The organism is Pedobacter cryoconitis (assembly GCF_003259615.1).
Taxonomy (GTDB): domain Bacteria; phylum Bacteroidota; class Bacteroidia; order Sphingobacteriales; family Sphingobacteriaceae; genus Pedobacter; species Pedobacter cryoconitis.
This window is the reverse complement of sequence record NZ_QLLR01000030.1, coordinates 1-18,851: the sequence shown is the minus strand read 5'-3', so window position 1 is coordinate 18,851 and position 18,851 is coordinate 1. Positions and strand designations below refer to the sequence as shown.

At 39.7% G+C, this 18,851-nt stretch carries 19 protein-coding genes; 10 read left to right on the top strand and 9 right to left on the bottom strand.

Going from position 1 to position 18,851, the window contains the following annotated elements; translation table 11 throughout:
* Nucleotides 1-36 precede the first annotated feature (36 nt).
* Nucleotides 37-1,977, bottom strand: coding sequence for an oleate hydratase (locus LY11_RS21540; protein ID WP_111635697.1), 1,941 nt, complete (start codon nt 1,975-1,977; stop codon nt 37-39).
* Between the two features lie 231 nt (nt 1,978-2,208).
* Between LY11_RS21540 and LY11_RS21535 the strand changes: the two genes are divergently transcribed.
* From LY11_RS21535 to LY11_RS21525, 3 genes are read left to right on the top strand one after another with little or no spacing between them, the layout of a single operon-like run.
* Entirely contained in the window at nt 2,209-2,388 is a 180-nt protein-coding gene (locus LY11_RS21535; protein WP_211321624.1) for a DUF3606 domain-containing protein, read from the top strand.
* 11 nt (nt 2,389-2,399) lie between these two features.
* Nucleotides 2,400-3,920: a DEAD/DEAH box helicase gene (locus LY11_RS21530; protein WP_111635695.1), complete on the top strand. Its 1,521-nt coding sequence runs from the start codon at nt 2,400-2,402 to the stop codon at nt 3,918-3,920.
* Between the two features lie 47 nt (nt 3,921-3,967).
* Nucleotides 3,968-4,663: a type 1 glutamine amidotransferase domain-containing protein gene (locus tag LY11_RS21525; protein WP_211321623.1), complete on the top strand. Its 696-nt coding sequence runs from the start codon at nt 3,968-3,970 to the stop codon at nt 4,661-4,663.
* 220 nt (nt 4,664-4,883) lie between these two features.
* On the opposite strand, the gene LY11_RS21520 is transcribed toward LY11_RS21525, so the two are convergent.
* From LY11_RS21520 to LY11_RS21495, 6 genes are all read right to left on the bottom strand, one after another.
* Nucleotides 4,884-5,372, bottom strand: coding sequence for a DUF4385 domain-containing protein (locus tag LY11_RS21520; RefSeq protein ID WP_111635693.1), 489 nt, complete (start codon nt 5,370-5,372; stop codon nt 4,884-4,886).
* 130 nt (nt 5,373-5,502) lie between these two features.
* Complete coding sequence (locus LY11_RS21515) at nt 5,503-6,087, bottom strand: dihydrofolate reductase family protein (protein WP_111635692.1); 585 nt, start codon at nt 6,085-6,087, stop codon at nt 5,503-5,505.
* Between the two features lie 153 nt (nt 6,088-6,240).
* Nucleotides 6,241-7,290 carry an aldo/keto reductase gene (locus LY11_RS21510; protein WP_111635691.1) on the bottom strand — a complete coding sequence of 350 codons (1,050 nt, stop codon included), beginning with the start codon at nt 7,288-7,290 and terminating at the stop codon, nt 6,241-6,243.
* Between the two features lie 25 nt (nt 7,291-7,315).
* Nucleotides 7,316-8,449: an L-dopachrome tautomerase-related protein gene (locus LY11_RS21505; protein WP_111635690.1), complete on the bottom strand. Its 1,134-nt coding sequence runs from the start codon at nt 8,447-8,449 to the stop codon at nt 7,316-7,318.
* A gap of 20 nt (nt 8,450-8,469) precedes the next feature.
* Complete coding sequence (locus tag LY11_RS21500; protein ID WP_111635689.1) at nt 8,470-8,829, bottom strand: VOC family protein; 360 nt, start codon at nt 8,827-8,829, stop codon at nt 8,470-8,472.
* Nucleotides 8,830-8,832: 3 nt separating this feature from the next.
* Nucleotides 8,833-10,197 (bottom strand): amidohydrolase family protein, encoded by a 1,365-nt coding sequence (locus LY11_RS21495; protein WP_111635688.1) that lies wholly within the window; start codon nt 10,195-10,197, stop codon nt 8,833-8,835.
* A 167-nt stretch (nt 10,198-10,364) separates the two neighbouring features.
* Here LY11_RS21495 and LY11_RS21490 point away from each other — a divergent pair, with 167 nt between their 5' ends.
* From LY11_RS21490 to LY11_RS21465, 6 genes are all read left to right on the top strand, one after another.
* The gene (locus LY11_RS21490; protein ID WP_111635687.1) at nt 10,365-11,198 is read left to right on the top strand and encodes a helix-turn-helix domain-containing protein; all 834 of its coding nucleotides are present in this window, start codon (nt 10,365-10,367) and stop codon (nt 11,196-11,198) included.
* A gap of 105 nt (nt 11,199-11,303) precedes the next feature.
* Nucleotides 11,304-12,440, top strand: a complete 1,137-nt coding sequence (locus LY11_RS21485) for a helix-turn-helix domain-containing protein (RefSeq protein ID WP_170132743.1) — start codon at nt 11,304-11,306, stop codon at nt 12,438-12,440.
* Between the two features lie 152 nt (nt 12,441-12,592).
* Nucleotides 12,593-13,651, top strand: coding sequence for a serine hydrolase domain-containing protein (locus LY11_RS21480; protein ID WP_111635685.1), 1,059 nt, complete (start codon nt 12,593-12,595; stop codon nt 13,649-13,651).
* A gap of 124 nt (nt 13,652-13,775) precedes the next feature.
* Entirely contained in the window at nt 13,776-14,756 is a 981-nt protein-coding gene (locus LY11_RS21475) for a helix-turn-helix domain-containing protein (protein WP_146610889.1), read from the top strand.
* Complete coding sequence (locus LY11_RS21470) at nt 14,707-15,648, top strand: SDR family NAD(P)-dependent oxidoreductase (RefSeq protein ID WP_146610888.1); 942 nt, start codon at nt 14,707-14,709, stop codon at nt 15,646-15,648. The genes LY11_RS21475 and LY11_RS21470 overlap by 50 nt, the downstream gene beginning before the upstream one ends.
* Nucleotides 15,630-16,289, top strand: coding sequence for an NAD(P)-dependent oxidoreductase (locus LY11_RS21465; protein ID WP_111635682.1), 660 nt, complete (start codon nt 15,630-15,632; stop codon nt 16,287-16,289). The genes LY11_RS21470 and LY11_RS21465 overlap by 19 nt, the downstream gene beginning before the upstream one ends.
* A 31-nt stretch (nt 16,290-16,320) precedes the next feature.
* Here LY11_RS21465 and LY11_RS21460 read toward each other — a convergent pair whose 3' ends face one another.
* Entirely contained in the window at nt 16,321-17,517 is a 1,197-nt protein-coding gene (locus LY11_RS21460; RefSeq protein ID WP_111635681.1) for a winged helix-turn-helix domain-containing protein, read from the bottom strand.
* Between the two features lie 24 nt (nt 17,518-17,541).
* Here LY11_RS21460 and LY11_RS21455 point away from each other — a divergent pair, with 24 nt between their 5' ends.
* The gene (locus LY11_RS21455) at nt 17,542-18,201 is read left to right on the top strand and encodes a uracil-DNA glycosylase family protein (protein ID WP_245952854.1); all 660 of its coding nucleotides are present in this window, start codon (nt 17,542-17,544) and stop codon (nt 18,199-18,201) included.
* A gap of 48 nt (nt 18,202-18,249) precedes the next feature.
* Here LY11_RS21455 and LY11_RS21450 read toward each other — a convergent pair whose 3' ends face one another.
* Nucleotides 18,250-18,729, bottom strand: coding sequence for a hypothetical protein (locus tag LY11_RS21450; protein WP_111635680.1), 480 nt, complete (start codon nt 18,727-18,729; stop codon nt 18,250-18,252).
* Between the last annotated feature and the right edge of the window lie 122 nt (nt 18,730-18,851).

The window sequence follows — 18,851 nt, the reverse complement described above, 5'->3', positions numbered from 1 at the left end:
TAGTAACATCCCCACCGAAATTTATCAGGATGTTTATTAGTCTTTTACACCTTTTATCCAATCCTTAAACTTGTGCATTTGTTCTGTTATAAAAGATTCATGTTCTTGATCTCCTTCAGGACCAGCTGGCAAAATATGCTCAAAGTAGGTTCCTTTTAATACTTTACGCAATATACCTTCGCCCAAAAAAGATTCATTGTCATTGAGTGCTTTTGCCGCCTTCAGCAAATGACGAATATCATATTGCAGCGGGTTAATGTCCGGTACTTGTTTATTCAGTTTCAACAGCTCATAAACGGCGATTCTTGCTGTCCTCACAGAACTTTCCATCGTAAATACGACATCATTGTTTGTTTCGACGAACTGCCCGATCAATCCGAGGTTTTTACATCCTTCGGGAACCACACGCGGACGATCACCTTTAGCTCTTGGCATAAACATGGAGGTGATATAAGGCATAAATGCAGTGCGCACAATAGTACTTTTGACCACATTTTCCAACTGATCTATGATACCTGTATGATAACACAATTCGGCAAGGATTTCGTCTCCTGTACATTCAGGCATCGGTTTTTTAATATAATTTCCTTCCTTGTCCATGAACAGTGCATATACCCAAAGAACCAGGATGTCATCTGGCTGTTCAGGAAAATGAGGTTGTCTGTTACAGGTAAAACTCATCAGCCAGTTTGAATCTGTAATGGTAACAATCCCTCCTGTAGCTGTCTTTCCGGAGTATGGATCATTGACGCAGTATTCCTTTAATTTATCAACGAGTGCAGACGGGCGACAGGTTAAAGTCACGGATTCCCAGGACGACTTTTCGATGTTGCTGCAGAATTTTTCTGGTTTTCCAAAAACTTCTGATTTTGCAGCAAGGTTCTTCCATAGTTTCCAGCCTCCGCTTTTTCCGCTGGTATGGTTGTCTATTGCTATGATAGGAGCGGTTTTATTGTCACCATAACAAGTGTCCTCAGTCATAGACCCGGTAGTTACAATCACAAAATCTTCCTCTCTTACCGGAAGCTTCACTTCTTTACCATCTTTTTCCATGATAATTCCCGCTACGACTTTTCCTTCCGTATTGATTTGTATATCGAGATCATTAATGAGTGTGTTAAACTGGATGCTTACACCTTTGTCTTTCAGGTAGTTCTGCAGTGGCGTTACAAAGGTGTCGTATTGATTGTATTTTGGGAAAACTAAAGAAGAAAAATCATTTAACCCATCTATAGCGTGCAGAAAGCGGTGCATATAAAGTTTTAATTCCAGTAAACTGTGCCAGTTTTCAAAGGCAAACATGGTCCGCCAGAATGTCCAGAAATTACTGCTTAAAAAGGACTCGCTAAAATAATTTTCAATTGTTAAGTCGTCCAGATCCTCCTTTTTCTTAAGTAACAGTTTAATGATAGCCAGCTGATCTAACTTATTCAAACCAAATTTGCTAAAGTCCTGAATTTCCCCTTGGTGGTGAATAAGCCTTGCTTTAGAATAGTTTGGGTCATTGTCATTGATCAGGCGATATTCATCAAGCACAGAATATGGAGCTGGCATTTCAAGAGCAGGAATATCCTGGAACATATCCCAAAGGTTTTCGTAGGTCATATCCATTTCCCTGCCACCACGGATAATATACCCTTCTTTAGCATTTCCTGCACCGTCAAGAGATCCTCCATCAATATGCAGTTGTTCTAAAAAGGTGATGTTTTTGGCCGGGACCTGCCCATCACGAATAAGATAATAGGCCGTTGCCATGCCAGCAATACCACTACCTATAATGTAAACTTTACTATTCTTATAAGATTTTAATGGAATGCCAATGTTCCGTTGATAATTTCCAATCTGATCTGCAAAAGGCATGGATTTTTGTGGCGTATTACGTTGTTGTTCTTTACTGGAATCGGGCTCATGGTCTACATTTACTTTAGACGCGGACGCATTTAAAACTTTGCCAAATTTTGAGGATATTTCTTTCATTATTTCAATTTTATTATACGAATGAGAAGATTACAGCTGTCTTAGTGTAAATTTTAATCGTATTAGGTGATCACCAGATTCTAAACAGCTTATCCTTGCTATATGTTTCATTAATTTCTCCTAAAGTCTTGAAGACAGTATCAAAAAATACATTTTATGAGGAGGGCATTTCAAATAGAATTAAAAAACAACTTTAAAATAAAGATGTTATAGCCCCAAAAAACTTGCATTATGGATAACAAACAGAAAACAGGAAGTCCTGATAAAGACAAAATCAATGTCAAAGAAAGCTATGAACTGGAATATTGGTCTAAAAAATTTAAAGTTACGCCAGATCAATTAAAGCAAGCAGTTAAGTCAGCTGGAACATCGGCCATTGAAGTGGAAAAACTTTTGAAAAAACTTAAGTAATTCGGATTGTGATGATGAACCCTCAGTCAAAACGCAGCCCACAGTTATATCCTTACCAGGAAAATGACATCAGCATATTATTTGAAAAACTAGGAGCTCATGAGCGCAATCACAGGTTACTATACCAGTTACCTACTGGTGGTGGAAAGACTGTAATCTTCTCAGAGATTGCCCGAAGATATATTGCGAAATACCAGAAAAAAGTGATCGTGCTGACGCATCGCAAAGAACTATGCAGGCAAACTTCTTCAGTCTTGAAAACAGCGGGCATATCCAACAAAGTGGTGAACAGTGCGCTCAAAAAAATAGGCCGGGGAGATAATTATCCTTGTTATGTTGCGATGGTGGAGACATTAAAGAACCGGATCAAGGATGGTTTGATTGATGTGAAACGTGTAGGGTTGGTTATAGTGGATGAGGCCCACCACAATTCTTTTCATAAACTCCTCAGCAAGTTTGAGTATGCCTCGGTTATTGGTGTAACTGCTACTCCCTTCAGTTCAGATATTAATTTACCGATGAATAAAAATTATGATGAGCTGGTGTTAGGTGCTCCTATTGGGGCGCTTATTGAACAGGGTTTTTTGGCAAGGCCAAAGACTTTCAGGTATGATGTAGAGCTGAACACCTTGAAAACAGGCTTAAATGGCGATTTTACAGTGAGTACCTCTGATGAATTATATGCTTCCCCGGCGATGCTTGATCTGCTGGTTCACGCGTATGAGTCTCATGCCAAAGGTAAAAAGACTTTAATTTTTAATACGGGAATTTTTACCTCACGTAAGGTTATGGAGGTTTTTTCAAATCTTGGTTATCCTATAAGGCATCTGGACAACAAGACCAGGCCTGAAGAAAGGGAGGAGATTTTGCGCTGGTTAAAAAAAACCAAAGGTGCCATCCTGACTTCAGTCTCCATTTTAACTACTGGTTTTGATGAGCCTTCGGTGCAGGCGGTGATCCTGAACAGGGCAACCACTTCTTTAACACTTTATCACCAGATGATTGGCAGGGGATCGCGATGTCTTCCTCAAAAGAAGACTTTTACGATTGTAGATCTGGGCAATAATACTGATCGTTTTGGCCACTGGAATGCTGAGGTTGATTGGAAACATGTTTTTGAAAACCCTGAGGTTTATCATGAAAGTTTAACGGCAAAAACCAGTTACCAGGCACACCAGATGCCTGCTGAAATGCGTTCTAAATTTCCTAATAGTTTTGAGATTTCTTTCGATGTGCAGTCAGCACATCAGCAGGCCTTGGCAAATGGTTTAAAACCTAAAATTGTTATTCGTGATTCTATCAGGCAGCATGCTTTAATGTGTGCAGACAATAGCGATTGTATTCCTGGTGCCATCGCACTGATCAGTGAATTGGAGAGAGAAATTGACTGGAGGATCAGACAATATGCAAAATGCCTGGGTAAGGTCACTAAAAATTATACAGAGTGGCTTCGGGAAGATTATCATCAAAAGCTGAAAATACTCATTGAAAAGCTAATGCGCAGAAGAGAGTTGACGCGAATGGCAGTGTAGTGGCATTTAAAAATAAAATTTAACCTGAAAGCCTAAACAGATTACTTATGAAGCGAATATTAATGATCCTGACTTCCCATCAGCAGATGGAGAATACTGATAGCAAAACCGGCGTTTGGCTTGGAGAGTTTACTGATCCTTATTATGAATTTATTGACCAGGGTTATCAGGTCACTTTAGCCAGTCCTTTGGGTGGAAAGCCACCAGTGGATACGATGAGTGAATTGACAGAGCATATTACTGGTGCTAACCGCAGGTTTGCAGCGGATGAATTTGCCCAAAGCGCATTTAATCATACACATATGCTTGTTGGATTATCCGCTGCTGATTTCGATGCGGTATTTTTTCCTGGTGGTCATGGACCAGTCTGGGATTTAGCTTATGATGAGACTAGTGCAAGATTGATCAAGGAGTTCTTTGATGCGCATAAACCTGTTGCTGCTGTTTGTCATGGCCCGGCGGCTTTGATTAAGGCAGCTGAGCTGGTACCTGGATTATTAGCTGGCAAACGCCTGACAGGCTTTACCAATGCAGAAGAACATTTGGTTGGCAGAGCAGACAATATCCCGTATAAGCTAGAGGATAAACTTATTGAGCTTGGAGCTGATTTTAAGTCTGCTTTGGTTCCTTTTTTCTCTCACGTGGAAACCGATGGACTACTGATTACAGGTCAGAACCCATTATCAGCCGGGCCTGTTGCTAAAGAATTAATTAAAGTTTTAGAGAATGACGTTGTAAATTAATTTGGTTTTTACCTTAAACAAGGATTGGCCCGCTTTAACAGGCGGGCTTTTTCACGTACAGTCGTTTCTGGAAATACCATATGATTATGTTACTGTAAAGAATCACTCAGGTCTATTTTGTATTTAGTAACCTGAATGTTCTGCGATTGTTTTAATTGTCTTAAACCAATAATCATTTTAATATAGGCGTAAAGTTTGGGGTTTGGCCGCAAAGATTATATTAACCACGCTCTTTTTTCCACTCTGTTTTCATTTTAGCATAATTGGTATCGGCTTCAGCAGCTTTCCATTTAGTGTAAAAAATGGCAGCTGATGCTGCTTTTTCTATTTCCCCGGTTCCCCGCTCAAGCTGGACATAATTATTTTCCTTATCGTATTTTTTTCCGCCTTTGTAATTCGCATAGCGCCTGGCACGGGTGTAGCCCATTTGCAGGAATTTCCTGGCCATGTCTGCGCCTACGAAATCGTTTTTATTTAAGTAATTCTGGAAAATTCTAAATATTTCCTCGCTGCTTTTGGTAGCGATTTCAGAGGTTTTAAAACGCCAGTGGCTTTGTATTTCTGTTTTATAGGGTTCGCAGATCAATACTCCTTGTTCCCCTTTTCCCACCCGGTAAGCCTCTGGGTTTTCCCGATAATCTATGTTAGCTTTCCAGGGGTAGTTTTCTTTCTCAAAATTAAGGTAGGAGGGTTTTTGTTGCTTGGTCATGTAAATTAAACAACTGATAATGGTTTAAAGTTCATTACGTGGTAAATTATACAGACGCTATTAGATTCGTCAGCGATTGTAAGAAGCCCCCGTCAGGGACTTTTTTTTATAAAAATATTAATGCTGCTGCTTATGATGATGATTGAGGCAGTGATCCAACATGCCGGTAAGTATTGATGAGCACACCTGTAGAGGTAACCTTGGAACTGATGAAAGCGAGTTCGCGTGGGTCGGCATTCGCTGAAAAAAAACGTTTTCCCTGACCTAGTAAAACTGGGTAGACCAGCAGCACAACTTCATCAACCAATCCTTTGTCGAGCAATACGGTGGTCAGTGTAGAGCTTCCCCAAATAATCAGATCGGGGCCTTCTGTTGCTTTGACTTTGCGAATACCTGTGATGATGTCCGCGCCTAAGTCGCGAACAGGGCCCCATTCCATGCTTTCTGGTCTATGGGTCGCGACGTATTTCTTTGCGGCGTTCAAACTGTTCGCTATCGGACTATCTCCTGCCTTCGGCCAGTATCCGGCCCAGCTATCGTAGGTGCGACGGCCAAGCAGCAGCTCAAAGTTGCTGCCCTGGGCTTCAACAACAGCCTCTAAGCCAGCTGGAGTGCGGTAAGGTAGTGTCCATCCGCCATGCGCAAAACCTTCGCCGTTTTCCTGCTGGATTATGCCGTCAATTGAGATATGTTCCATGATCCTGATCTTTCTCATTTTATTTGCATTAGGTTTAATATTGGCATAAAGTTAAACGAACGAAACGCGGGAATGCGGGGGCAATTGTGACAATGTGAGGGTGTTTTCGGGACACCCTCACAATTACTTTCTGCTGTTGATTTTAAATTGCGGAACAGTTAAAATCAGTTTTTATAATTTGCCATAGAAATCTGGTGTAGGGTTCAATGACTTATTCTGCCACTGATGCCAATATGGATAAGTTGGAGGTACAGTGCTGGCTTCATCCAGTTTCTTCACCTGAGCTGCGGTAAGGTTCCATCCAATAGCCTCCAGGTTTTGTTTCAGCTGTTCTTCATTACGTGCACCAATAATAATACTGGATACCGTTGGTCGTTGCAATAACCAGTTCAGGGCTACCTGTGCTACCGTTTTATTTGTTTCTTCAGCTATTTCTTCCAGTGCATCAATTGTATTGTAAAATATGTCTTCTTTGACTACCATTTCCGGAACGGGGCTGCCGCCTTGTGCTACCCGTCCTTCTTTTGGAATAGGTTTGTTACGGCCATATTTACCACCTAAACGACCAGCAGAAAGAGGTGACCAGATAATAGCGCCCACATTTTGATCAAGCCCAAGCGGCATCAGTTCCCATTCATATTCGCGGTTTGCCAGGGAGTAATAAACCTGGTGAGCCACATAACGGTTCCAGCTGTTTTTCTCGGAGGCTGCAAGGGATTTCATCAAATGCCAGCCGGAGAAGTTAGAGGCAGCAATATAACGGATTTTACCACTCTGTACCAGGTCGTCCAGGGTTCTCAGTGTTTCTTCCACTGGCGTGTTACCATCAAAACCGTGCATGTGATAAACATCAATATAGTCGGTACCGAGGCGTTTTAAGCTGCCCTCGACTTGCTTTAAGATATGTAAGCGGGAGGAACCCTGGTTGTTAGGCCCTTCACCAAAAGTAAAGGTTGATTTGGTAGAAAGGATCAGCTTATCTCTTTGCTTACCGGCTATAGCTTTTCCAAGTACCTCCTCTGCCAGTCCATCTGAATAAATGTCTGCGGTATCAAAAAAGTTTACGCCTGCTTCCAGGCAAATATCGATTAGTCTCTTTGCTTCTTCGGCTTCTGTACTTCCCCAGGCTTTGAAAAAATCATTGCCACCACCAAATGTGGCTGTTCCAAAACTCAGTACTGGTACGTGTAATCCCGATGCGCCTAATTGTCTGTATTCCATTTTTCTTTTTTTAATATATGATCTATTAATTCGCGTTTACTTTAATACGTTCCACCAGGTAGGGCGGTTTCCGTAAATCTTTACCTTTGTTATAGCTGGGCAGGCGGTTCCACTGTCCAAGGGTTACGTACAGGTAACCATTTCGATAAGCCAGACCATCGGGCCAGACAAAATTATCTTTGTCGTGCGCAAGCAAGTGAAATTTGCCGTCGGCTGTCCGCTGTACAAGAGCTTGCTGCTCAAAAGCACCAAAGTAAATATTTCCCTTTTCATCTTCTGCCAGTCCGTCGCAGGCAGGATGTTCGCCTTCATATTTTACAGAATCACTCAGTTGCTGTATACTTGTAGCAGGATTGCTTAAGGTTTCTGTGGGCAGACTGTACATCTTGCGACCGGTAATTGCTGTCCAGTACAAGGTCTTGCTGTCGGGGCTGAGTGCTAAGCCATCAATACCACCACTTGGAAAGGTTTGTTCTTTAAAACTATAGGTGAGAGGCTTCCCCTCTAAAAAGCCCATAAATCCTGGTTCGGGAGAGGTACTGTAATGATTGAGCAAAACTTCCCTGGTTTTACCAGTTGCAACATCTATAATCAGCAGCGAATAACGCTCTCCGAAACCAGAATTTGCAATGTATACTGTACCTTTTGCGCCATGTGATAAATCTACCCGCAGGTCATTGTAATGGGCATCATCAGAAAGTACTGGCTTTGGGATCACCAGCGTATGGAGAATTTTTTTAGTCCTGCTGTCCAGAGCAACCACTTTGGCAGCACCTTCTGGTATTTCCTTTATTCCATCACGCTTACCATCATCTAAAACCCACAATACATCATTTTTATCCATGTACAGGCCATGTGGAGATACCAGCCATTCTTTGAAAGCTTTGGTTGATGGGTAAACATATGCCGCATCGGGGAAGGGGACAGGCTTCCCCTTCACTAATTCTGCCAGCGCAAATGACTGATGGTTGTCGGCATGACGCGGAAAACCAAGAAAAACTCTGTTGTCTGAAGTTACAGCAATACCAGACATATCTGGTGCAGGAGGGTTTATCCTTGCGATCACTTCTGGCTGCTGTTGCTGTGCGATCAGCTTACTGCATGGAACTATACTTAAGAGTAAAAAAGATACCCGGATAATATGTTTCATTATGTTCATTTCCTTTGTATTTAATCAATTCATACTTTGTACTCAATCAGTTCATATCTGTTACCCCATGGATCACGGAAGAAACAGCGCGCTCTGCCATCTATTTCAGATGAATAGCTAACTGGAATACCCTGCCGTTCCAGAAATTCGATAGCGGCCTGCAATTTAGGCACCACAAAAGCCGGATGCCGGTCTGAGGTGGTTTTATGGCCTTCTTCCTCCCTGAGATGTAATTGTATGTCTGCCATTTCAAACCATATGGCTCCACGGGGATGTGCGCCAGGTATTTCCTTAAGTTGCAGTACTTGTGTATAAAACTTTTTAGCTGCTTTCTTTGAGCCTGGCGGTATGATAATCAGCAGATGGTCCAGTCTGATAAGATCAAGCATATATTATTTTTTTAATGGTCCTTTGCTCACCTCTTTTCCGGCTTTGTAAACGGCGAAAATTTTGCGGGTATTTTTAATGTCCTGAGCGGGATTGGCATCTATGATCAGCAAGTCGGCTATTTTTCCCTTTGCTATAGTACCGAATTTCTGATCTATCTTTAACACTTTGGCGGCATTTCTGGTACCCGCAGTAATGGCCTGTAATGGAGTTAAACCGGCCTGTACCATCAGTTCCAGTTCCAGGTGTTCACTAAAACCCTGTGCTCTTACAGGAGTGGCACCACTATCAGTGCCCATAGCTATCAGAATACCAGCATCATTGAGCTTTTTAAGGTTTTTAAGTGCTGTTTCAAAAGCCTTTACATTTTTAGCATAGTCTGGTGAGTTTTTCAGGTCGTCCTGGTATTTCTTTGAAGTGATCATTTCATATACGCCTGGTTCCAGTGAATTCCTGAAAAAAGGATCGTTCAGCCATTCTGGTTTACGTGCATAGATGTAAGCAAACTCATCCAGCGACAGGGTAGGGATGTAAACTACATTTTTGGCTTTCATCTGTTGTACTAAGCCATCATCGATTACGCTGTCTCTGATGCTATGTCCAATAATATCCAGCCCATCATTAACGAGCTTGCGTGCATCACTCAGATAATAAGCATGTGCTGCTACACGCAAATTGCGCTGATGTGCCTCAGTGATTATCCGCTGATAGATTTCTGGTTTCATCTTCGCGAATTTGCCACCGAAATCGTCTACCCACATCTTTACCAAATCTGGTTTTACCTTTAACAGACTGTCCATTTCGGCAGGTACCTGTGCTGCTGAGGCAGGGCGAAATACATTGTCCATTCCAAATTCAACGGGTGGTGCACCTTTAGGAACACCGAATCCATAACCAGCAGAATGTATCCGCGCACCAGGTAATAAGCCGTTAAGCGATGAGTCACGAAGACCGCTTTCAAATAACAGCGGCCTGTCTGTACCCATGATCATAACATTGTTAACCCCATAATCCTGATACTTTTTCAGCTGCGCCAAAATATTCTCTCGTGTATAGTTTGCTGCTTTAGTGCTTGTCCCTTTTAACGTACCTGCGTGCATATGTGCACTGATGAGTGCTGGCATAATGGTTTTACCTTTAAGGTCAATAACGTGCAGTCCTGCAGTCTTCAATTTGCTGCCTATTGAGGCTATGCTGTCGCCCTGGATCAGAATGTCTACATGTTCTTGTGGTTTGCCGCCGTTTCCATCGATCAGTGTAACGTCTTTCAATAAAGTGCCGCCATCACCCGGTAAATCTGCACTTTTGAAGGAGGGCATCAGCAGGGTTGTGCTGAGCAATAAAACCCCTGTTGTAATTATATTTTTCATTGGTATATACTTTTATGTGCTTATTGATAAACCTTCAGCATTGATACTTTGTTTTTTCTGAGCGCTATGAATCCCTGTGCTCTTACAAAGCTCGGTAAACCTATTTTGTTTGATTTGTAGAAATCTGGTGTTTTGTTGTAGATTTATCCTGATTTTTGCAGGTATTTATGAAGAGGACACAGTTTGATCAGTTAGTGATACATGATTTTGAAGAGAAAGTATTTCACCTGCCTTCACATAGCCATACTTACTATGAGCTTGTGTACATCCGTAAAGGTTCAGGCATACACCTTTTGAATAGTAATAAAATCCCTTATACTACAGGAGATTTGTTTATCCTGAGTCCAGAAGATCACCATCATTTTGAAATTAAGAGAAGTACGCATTTTACCTTCATCAAATTTACGGACAGTTACTTTGCCGGACATAAGATGAACAGACCGGATGCGTTGATCCTATCTACTCCGGAAGCTATAATGAGCCATAAGTTGTTGAAAGAAGTGAAATTGAAAATGGATGAGCCTTGTGTTTCTATTCTCCGGAAGATTATAGAAAATATTGTAGATTATAATTGCCGGAAAGACGTAGCTTCATCACCGTTGGTTTATTATCAGATCCTGTCTATATTCGGATTGATCAGAGAGGCAGCAGCAAAATTGAGTATCCGTATTGATGATGGTCAGCCTGGAAAGGAGGAACTGATTTCTTACATTCATCAGCATATTTATGATCCTTCACTAATCAGGATCAAGCATATTGCCCCTCATTTTAATATTGCTGTTACCTATTTTAGTGATTATTTTAGAAATAAATTTGAGATCAGCTACCGGGCATATGTTAGTGAATACCGCATCAAGCTGATTGAAAAGCGGCTGAAGGACCCTTCGTTAAGTATGAAGCATATTGCCGGCGAATTTGGCTTTACAGATGAAAGCCATTTATCGCACTTTTTTAAAAGCAGGAGGAAATTGAGCCCGATGAACTTCAGGCAGCAAGAGTAAGCTGACATGAGGTTTTAGATTATAAATAATAATTGTAAAAATTGGTTAAATTAGCCATATTAGGTGAACAAATAATTCCTCAAAACAAACAATGAAAAATGATTAATGGACAAAATTAATTTATCAGTTATAATCGCTGTAATAGCGATGTTCATTTCATTATTTTTATCATTTTTTCTGGTTACAGTCAAAACAGAACATAAATTAAGTAATCGTCTTTTTGCTTTTTTCCTGGTTTTAAATGCGATTGATCTTAGCTCAAATCCAGGCTACTTGTTTGATATTCCTTTAAATGCAAGAGTTTTTATAAGCTTAACTTTTTTCTTACAACTGCCAACTTTTTATTTATACGTTTTATCTGTCTGCTATTCCAATTTCAGGCTAAAACCAGTACATTTAATTCATGTGATTGGTTTTTTGGGAGCCAATCTAATCTTATTACCCCGCTTTTATACTGTCAGCCTGGCTTCTAAAATTAGTTTTCTTAAAAAAAGCAGTAGTATGCTGGAAATACAATTCAATCATGTTTTCGTGCATATTCAAATTATATTGTACCTCATTGCGGCTTTCATGATATTAAGAAAAGCAAGAAAAATATATCTTGAAAACTATGCAGGGGCAAGCATGGAGTCGCTTAATTGGTTATTTCAGTTGACTGTGGCACTTTCAGTCTTTTATTTTGTGGCGTTGTTAAAAAATGTGTTCAAGTTTACTGAATACCCTAACATTTCCGAATGGTTAAAAATTGGACTTTACTTATTTGAACTGATCATTGTTTTTTGGTATTTATATAAAGCATTAAATAATCCGGGCTTATTTAGAAATATCGATTCAAGATTAAAACTTGTAGCGCATATAGTTTCCGAAGATAAAAATAGTGCGCAGTTAGTTGTAAGTGAAAAAGAATACACTGAAGACTTATTGAAATTAAAGAGGTATATGATGGAAGAAAAGCCATTTCTTAATCCTTCTTTAACGATTCAAGATCTCTCTAAAGATCTTAAAATTCCTGTCCGGGACTTATCAGTTTTAATCAATCATAAATTAGAACAGCATTTTTATGATTTCGTGAACACCTATCGTATAGAGAATGCTATGGATATTTTAAGGGATGTTACCAAAAGTAAGGTCACTGTTTTGGAAATTCTATACGAGGTTGGTTTTAATTCCAAATCTTCTTTCAATACGGCCTTTAAAAAACACACTGGTAATACACCTACTGCTTATCGTAAAAGACTGTAAAAAAGGGTTTTGTAATTACTCGTACTTGTCTTTTTAATTACTCGTACTTATTTTTTGAAACAAATGCGTTCGACTACTTTTACTCGGTCGCACAGTCTTGATCCCTTCCACATATTTGTATCGAAATAATTTTTAACCTAAAACCCGGTACAATGAAAACCTCATTAAAATTTTTAGCAGCGCTATTATTAGTAAGCAACGTTTCTTTTGGACAAGACATTCCGCAAAGAATTGATTCGTTAATAAAGGATAATTATAAAAAAAATCCTGACGTAGGTATCAGCGTTGGTTTTATCAAAAATAATGAAGAATACTATACAGCTTATGGCAATTTGAATGCAGATAGTCAAATTAAAATTGATAAAAATTCCATATTCGAAATTGCATCCATCACTAAAATTTTAACCTCAAATTTGATTGCGCAAGCTGTTATTGAGCATAAACTAAAAACGGATGATTATATCGACGGCTTCCTTCCAAAAGCGTATGTGTTACATGAAAACCTTAAAAACAAAATAAGGATTTCAGACCTGGCTTCTCATCAATCCGGTTTGCCTGATATAGATTTTGCAAAGTTAATTGCACTAAATCCGCAACAGCCTGTAGACAATGTGACTATAGAAACGCTGACAGCTATAATCAATAATTGTACTGAACTTAAAGATTACGGGAAATACCGTTATTCTACGATTGGTTATACTTTATTAGGACAAATACTGGAAAAAGTGTATGGCAAGAGTTATGATGAAATTATCAGAGAGAAAATGATTAAACCGTTAAAGATGTCCAATACATTAACGAAAGACTTTAACGTAAAAAACAGGACAACTGCTCATAATCCAGAAGGCGGTATTCAGGAATTCTTTAAATGGAATGTTACAGCACCTGCCGGATTAGTAAAATCTAATGCTTCTGATATGGTTAAGTATTTAAAAGCCGTCTTAAATGAAAAAACTGCAGTGGGAAAAGCGTCGATAATTACGGAAAAAATGTTCTATAAAGATAAAAATAGAGAAATGGGATTAGGACTAAGTATTGGAACAGATGAAAAAAATACAATTTATTTAAAATCAGGCGATTCTATGGGACAATCATCGATTATATGCTACAATAGGATTAAAAATTGGGGTATCATCATCCTGCTGGACCAAAGGAATTCAAAAATGAGACAGGATCTTTTGAATGGGATTTATGATACCATTTTGAAATAAATAAGCCAGGGGTTGTTTATCAGGGAAACTCCCGCAGTTTTTGTGCGGGAGTTTTGTAAGCTAAGTGATTATATCTGTACAAACTACAGATTTTTTTTCCTGCTATAATAATAATGTACCTTTGATGATGATTTATGCTGAAGGGGTTGATCCGGTTCAATATTTGAGAGACATTGCTGCGCAAGTTGGTGGTACTGTTGAAAATAACAGCTTAATCCTGAACGGTTCTGCGGATGAGGGCTCCATCAGAATGTTTGTTTTGGAAGAAGGCCTGATCATGGTTTTAACCGAGATTAAATCAAATCTTATTCTTTCGAAGTTAGAATTAAACATTCCCCCGGATTACCTGTTCATCAAGTTATATCTGCCAGAGTGCCATTTAGATACTTTGGCAAGGTACGATTCCGAGTATTATCAAATTTCAACTCCAGGTGTTCTTCTGTATAATTCTCACATAAAATTAAAGTCATTATTCAAGGTCCGGCAACGATTTAAGATAGTTTCATTTGTGATACATGCGGATTGGCTCAAAAAAACATTTCATGCTGATTCTATATTTTCGGAGAAGCAATTATTTGAGCTTCCGCTTTTTAAGTTCGAGCATGTTAAGCCAGCAATTTTGCAATCAGCACTAAATCTGTTTACTCTTGAAATAGATTCGGGCCCGCTCAATTTACGAATGAAGGCAATTGCTTATGATACACTTAGCCATCTTTTTTCGGCTTTTGACCTGCAGGCTAATTCAAATTTATCTGCATTTAAACATCAAAGTGACATCGAAGCTGTTTTTAGGATAAGAGAACAGTTGCTTGATATAGAGAACATGAATTATCCAACTATTGACGTTTTAGCAAAACAAGCTGGGATGAGTGCTTCCAAACTAAAAACCCTGTTCCATTCGGTTTTCGGCATGCCTGTTTTTGAATTTTATCAGTATCACCGGTTAGTGTATGCGCGGAATTTGATAGAAGGGCGGAGATTTACTATTGGAGAGGTAGGCTTAAAAATAGGCTATAACAATCTGAGTAAGTTTTCTCAGGCTTATAAAAGGCAGTTTGGCTATTTGCCGCATCAAACTTTATTACCTGATCGGGCTATTATTTAACCTGTGCGGGCTATTCATCGCACTGGGCAGGATCTACCTTTATGGCATGAATAAAACAATTGTGATTACTGGTGGAACTGGCGGCATTGGATATGCTATTGCCATAGCACTGGCTAAGCAGGGGAATGACATCATTTTCCAGGGGCGTGATACTGATAAGGATAAGAAGATCGCTGAGGAACTTTCAAAAATTAATGGCACTACTGCAAGGTTTATTGCCGCCGATGTGTCTTCCGTCGAAGGAATAAAAGCCCTCGCGGTAGCCATCAGGAAATTAACCAATAAAATAGATCTATTAATTCAGGCCACGGGTACACTCAATTCTGAAAGACAGGAGACGAAAGATGGGTTGTACGAGAGCTTTGCTGTAAATTACTTGTGTAAGTTTATGCTGGATTATCTATTAGTGGACGAATTGAAAAGTGGACGGGGAAAAGTAATTATTGTTGGTGGTCCGCTTAGAAAAGGTGCCACTATCAATTTCGAGGACTTACAAATGAAGACCAATTATTCATTGTTTAAGAGTATAGGACGAAATCAGCTCGCCATTCACCTGCATGCTCAGGAATTCAGTAAACGATATGGCAGTTTAATACCCATTAATGTTGTGAATGCAGGCATGGTGAAAACCGGTATTGATAGAAAGGTAAAGGGCGTTATGAAGCTTGTATTCCTTATTTTAGGACCTATATTGGCAAACAGTATTGAAAGCGCCATTGTGAATGTGATTGCACTGGCTGATACTGATGCCAGGGATGCTGGTTATTTCTTTCCAAAGGTTGCAAAACCGGCAATAAAGGAAAAAATAGATTTAGATAAAAGTGTCGCATCAAAGTTGTGGGATGAGAGCATAAAAATCGGGAAATTGAACGTATGTCAAGAAAAATATTAATATTAGGTGCTACTGGCAGAACTGGTAAATACGCGATACCATTGGCATTGGAAAAGGGTTACCAGGTGGTTGCTTTGGTTAGAAATCCGTCAAAGATCGCTATTCAGCATGATGGATTAACCATTGTGGAAGGGCTTCCTGCAAACATCGATGATATTCGCAAAGCTATGAAAGGCTGCGATGCTGTTCTCAGTTTGTTAAGCCCTTTAACCAGGGGGGAAGCGATTTCTTTCCGGAAAATAAATGCGCCGCGTGTGCTTGAAAAAAGCATGGCTAATGTGGTGCAGGTGATGAATGAATATGGAGTTAAACGTATATTAATTTTATCCTCTGTTGGTGTGGGAAATTCCTGGAAATATACGCCATGGTATGTGAAGCTATTGGTCAGGCTCACCAATTTCAAAGTTATATTTGCCGATCATAATGCGCAGGAAGACTTAATTCAGGCATCTGGAACAACCTGGACTATTGCCAGGCCCGCGGGATTGAATGAAAACGATACGATTGGAACGTTAGCAGTAAGTTATGATCATACACCAAAGCCTTTCCAGATGAGCCGCAAATTGCTGGCAAAATTCTTTATTGATAATTTATATAGCGAGGATTTTATTCACAAAATGCCTATGCTGTCAGAGAAATAACCGGTAAAATCTCAAAGACTGCTTGTTTCAGCTATTCGAAAAAACCTTTGTTTATGGCTTTGAGATAAGTTTCATTATTGGATTTCTTGAGGATAATATTCCTGCATTGGTTAAATAAAATGAAGGCTTTTAATGTCTGGATAAATTTTTCAATAGTGATTTGATCGAGATCAATTGGTTCAAAATGCAGATTGTGGATGATCAGCACTTTTTGTTTGCGATCGGCTTTCGCATCCATCCGTGCAATAAAAACATCACCAGAAAGTATTGGCAGTGAAAAATAACCATATTTGCGCTTAGCGGCTGGTACAAAACATTCAATCTGGTAATCAAAATCAAAGAAATCCTTTAAGCGGTGACGGAAGACGTTAAGGATGTCAAAAGGGGAGAGGATGAAGACATCTTCAGCTAGTTCAATATCCAGATCCTGATCCGATAACATATAGAGCGGTGTGCTTTTTAGTCCGTCAACCCTGACTATTTGTACTTCGCCTTCTGTAACCATTTGCTCCAGTTCAGTTTTTACGCTATTTCCTTTTACCCTTCTTGCCCGCCATGTTAACTCTTTAACAGATGCTATTCCCAATGCGCCAAGTGTACGACGGATAATGTACCTGGCAAATTCTTCGTTTGCTGGCATAGTCAGGTCTGTTTCCGGAGATATTAGGTTGAGCGGCAGGTTGTATACTTTCTGGAAGGCTTTGGTGCGGCTGATCATGAGCTGGCCCTCCAGATACAGGCGTTCGAGTGCTACTTTAGCTGGCCGCCAGTCCCACCAGCCAGTGCTTGCTTCTATTCTGTCGTCATCGAAATCGCTCACCATCAAAGGTCCTTCACGTTCTACCCGGTCAAGCGCTATTTTCATCATCCGGGTTTCTGCGGGAGTCGCTGTTTTTCCATTCTTTGCAAACGCTTCTTTAACAGGCAATGAATAGTTAAAATCGCGACTGGGGATATAACCTGCGTCTGAAGTGAAGTATTCAAATATGCGCCCGTCTTCGGAAAGTTCAGCCAGCCATTCTGTTTGATAGTCTGGTATGCGTGCGGCCATTACGTGGTGATGCGCACGTTCTACGACGTAATTTGTATCTAGCTGTACAAAACCTAAATGGTCGATTACCTTGTAAACGGCCTCGATCCCCTCTCCGAATTGTGCTTTCCTGGCGAGGCCGGCAGCGTTAAGGATAATTTTACGGGCTTGTGATTTGGTAAGGGAGATAGGGTCCATTACGCTAAAATAATATAAAGATTGATGTCATCAAACCTTGGTTTATTCTTATTATTTTTATCCTTTAATTTTAAACCATTGAAAGAGCTTTTAGAAGAGATCCGGTCTTGTATAATCTGTAAGGGGCTATTGCCTAATTTTCCAAGGCCCATTGTGCAGGCAAGTGTTGAATCCAAGATTGTTATCATAGGGCAGGCCCCCGGACAAAAAGTTCAGAATAGTGGTATTCCATGGGATGATCAGAGTGGAAATGAGTTAAGAAGATGGTTAGGGGTGAGCAAGGAGCAATTCTATGATGATAAACTGTTTGCTTTAGTTCCAATGGGGTTTTGTTATCCTGGCAAAGGTAATTCAGGCGATCTTCCTCCTCGTCCTGAGTGTGCACCTAAATGGCATCAGCGTTTAATGGCTGAAATGAAAGATGTAAGATTGATCATACTTATCGGCCAGTATGCGCAAAACTATTATTTGAGAGATATAAAGGGTACTACATTAACAGAAAGGGTAAGGGATTTTAGTAATTATCTGCCTGCGTTCTTACCAATTGTACACCCTTCACCGAGAAATAAGATCTGGCAAAAGAAAAATCCGTGGTTTGAGTATGAGGTCGTGCCATTTTTGAGGGAAGTGACAGCTGATATAGTTTTGTTGAATTCTAATCAAAATTATTTTAATACGCTTTAGCTGCAAATGCTATTTTCCTGATTGCGTAATATCAGTTAAGAAATATAATTATTTATGATCTCTTAATTCCCTGATTTTTCCCAGCTCAGTTACGTCGATTTGATCTTTTGGTCTGTTTACAGCTTTTTTATTAGCTATTAGTTGATTGATATGCAAAAAAGGAACTTTTATAGCTTCAAGGACTGCAATAGAGGCGAGGTCAAGACATTCCAAAAGGGAAAGGGATTCTAGTCCTTTCATAGAGGTCATAATATCCAGTTCGATTGCATTATCTATATAGATGCTTGTCCGCCCAGGTACGAATTCCATCGTTTCAAAAGAAGGAAAATCACCATAATCTAATTCATTAAATGCAGCCCTGAGATTTTTTCTATTATCCAGGGTATCGTACAACCAAATATCCAGGTCATCAGTACTTCGGTTAAAACCATGAAATCTAATAGCAAATCCACCAACCATAATATATTTTACATCATGATTATTTAAAGAACTCCAAAATCGCAGTAATACTTCATCCAAAACGTCCATATAAACTACTTATGAATAATCACTGCCTTATTGAAAAGATTATTTGTGCGTAACATTTTGGTAAAGAGTTTAAGTTTATCAAAATCAGAACGAAATATATCTTTATTTAGACGCTCATTATC

Bases quoted from the DNA above. Each gene is read 5' to 3' on its own strand.
- LY11_RS21510 (WP_111635691.1), bottom strand. From the start codon at position 7,290: ATGGAATACAGACAATTAGGCGCATCGGGATTACACGTACCAGTACTG.
- LY11_RS21495 (WP_111635688.1), bottom strand. From the start codon at position 10,197: ATGAAAAATATAATTACAACAGGGGTTTTATTGCTCAGCACAACCCTG.
- LY11_RS21455 (WP_245952854.1), top strand. From the start codon at position 17,542: ATGTCATCAAACCTTGGTTTATTCTTATTATTTTTATCCTTTAATTTT.
- LY11_RS21500 (WP_111635689.1), bottom strand. From the start codon at position 8,829: ATGCTTGATCTTATCAGACTGGACCATCTGCTGATTATCATACCGCCA.
- LY11_RS21505 (WP_111635690.1), bottom strand. From the start codon at position 8,449: ATGAACATAATGAAACATATTATCCGGGTATCTTTTTTACTCTTAAGT.
- LY11_RS21515 (WP_111635692.1), bottom strand. From the start codon at position 6,087: ATGAGAAAGATCAGGATCATGGAACATATCTCAATTGACGGCATAATC.
- LY11_RS21450 (WP_111635680.1), bottom strand. From the start codon at position 18,729: ATGGACGTTTTGGATGAAGTATTACTGCGATTTTGGAGTTCTTTAAAT.
- LY11_RS21465 (WP_111635682.1), top strand. From the start codon at position 15,630: ATGTCAAGAAAAATATTAATATTAGGTGCTACTGGCAGAACTGGTAAA.
- LY11_RS21520 (WP_111635693.1), bottom strand. From the start codon at position 5,372: ATGACCAAGCAACAAAAACCCTCCTACCTTAATTTTGAGAAAGAAAAC.
- LY11_RS21525 (WP_211321623.1), top strand. From the start codon at position 3,968: ATGAAGCGAATATTAATGATCCTGACTTCCCATCAGCAGATGGAGAAT.
- LY11_RS21485 (WP_170132743.1), top strand. From the start codon at position 11,304: ATGGACAAAATTAATTTATCAGTTATAATCGCTGTAATAGCGATGTTC.
- LY11_RS21540 (WP_111635697.1), bottom strand. From the start codon at position 1,977: ATGAAAGAAATATCCTCAAAATTTGGCAAAGTTTTAAATGCGTCCGCG.
- LY11_RS21475 (WP_146610889.1), top strand. From the start codon at position 13,776: ATGATGATTTATGCTGAAGGGGTTGATCCGGTTCAATATTTGAGAGAC.
- LY11_RS21535 (WP_211321624.1), top strand. From the start codon at position 2,209: ATGGATAACAAACAGAAAACAGGAAGTCCTGATAAAGACAAAATCAAT.
- LY11_RS21480 (WP_111635685.1), top strand. From the start codon at position 12,593: ATGAAAACCTCATTAAAATTTTTAGCAGCGCTATTATTAGTAAGCAAC.
- LY11_RS21460 (WP_111635681.1), bottom strand. From the start codon at position 17,517: ATGGACCCTATCTCCCTTACCAAATCACAAGCCCGTAAAATTATCCTT.
- LY11_RS21530 (WP_111635695.1), top strand. From the start codon at position 2,400: ATGATGAACCCTCAGTCAAAACGCAGCCCACAGTTATATCCTTACCAG.
- LY11_RS21490 (WP_111635687.1), top strand. From the start codon at position 10,365: ATGAAGAGGACACAGTTTGATCAGTTAGTGATACATGATTTTGAAGAG.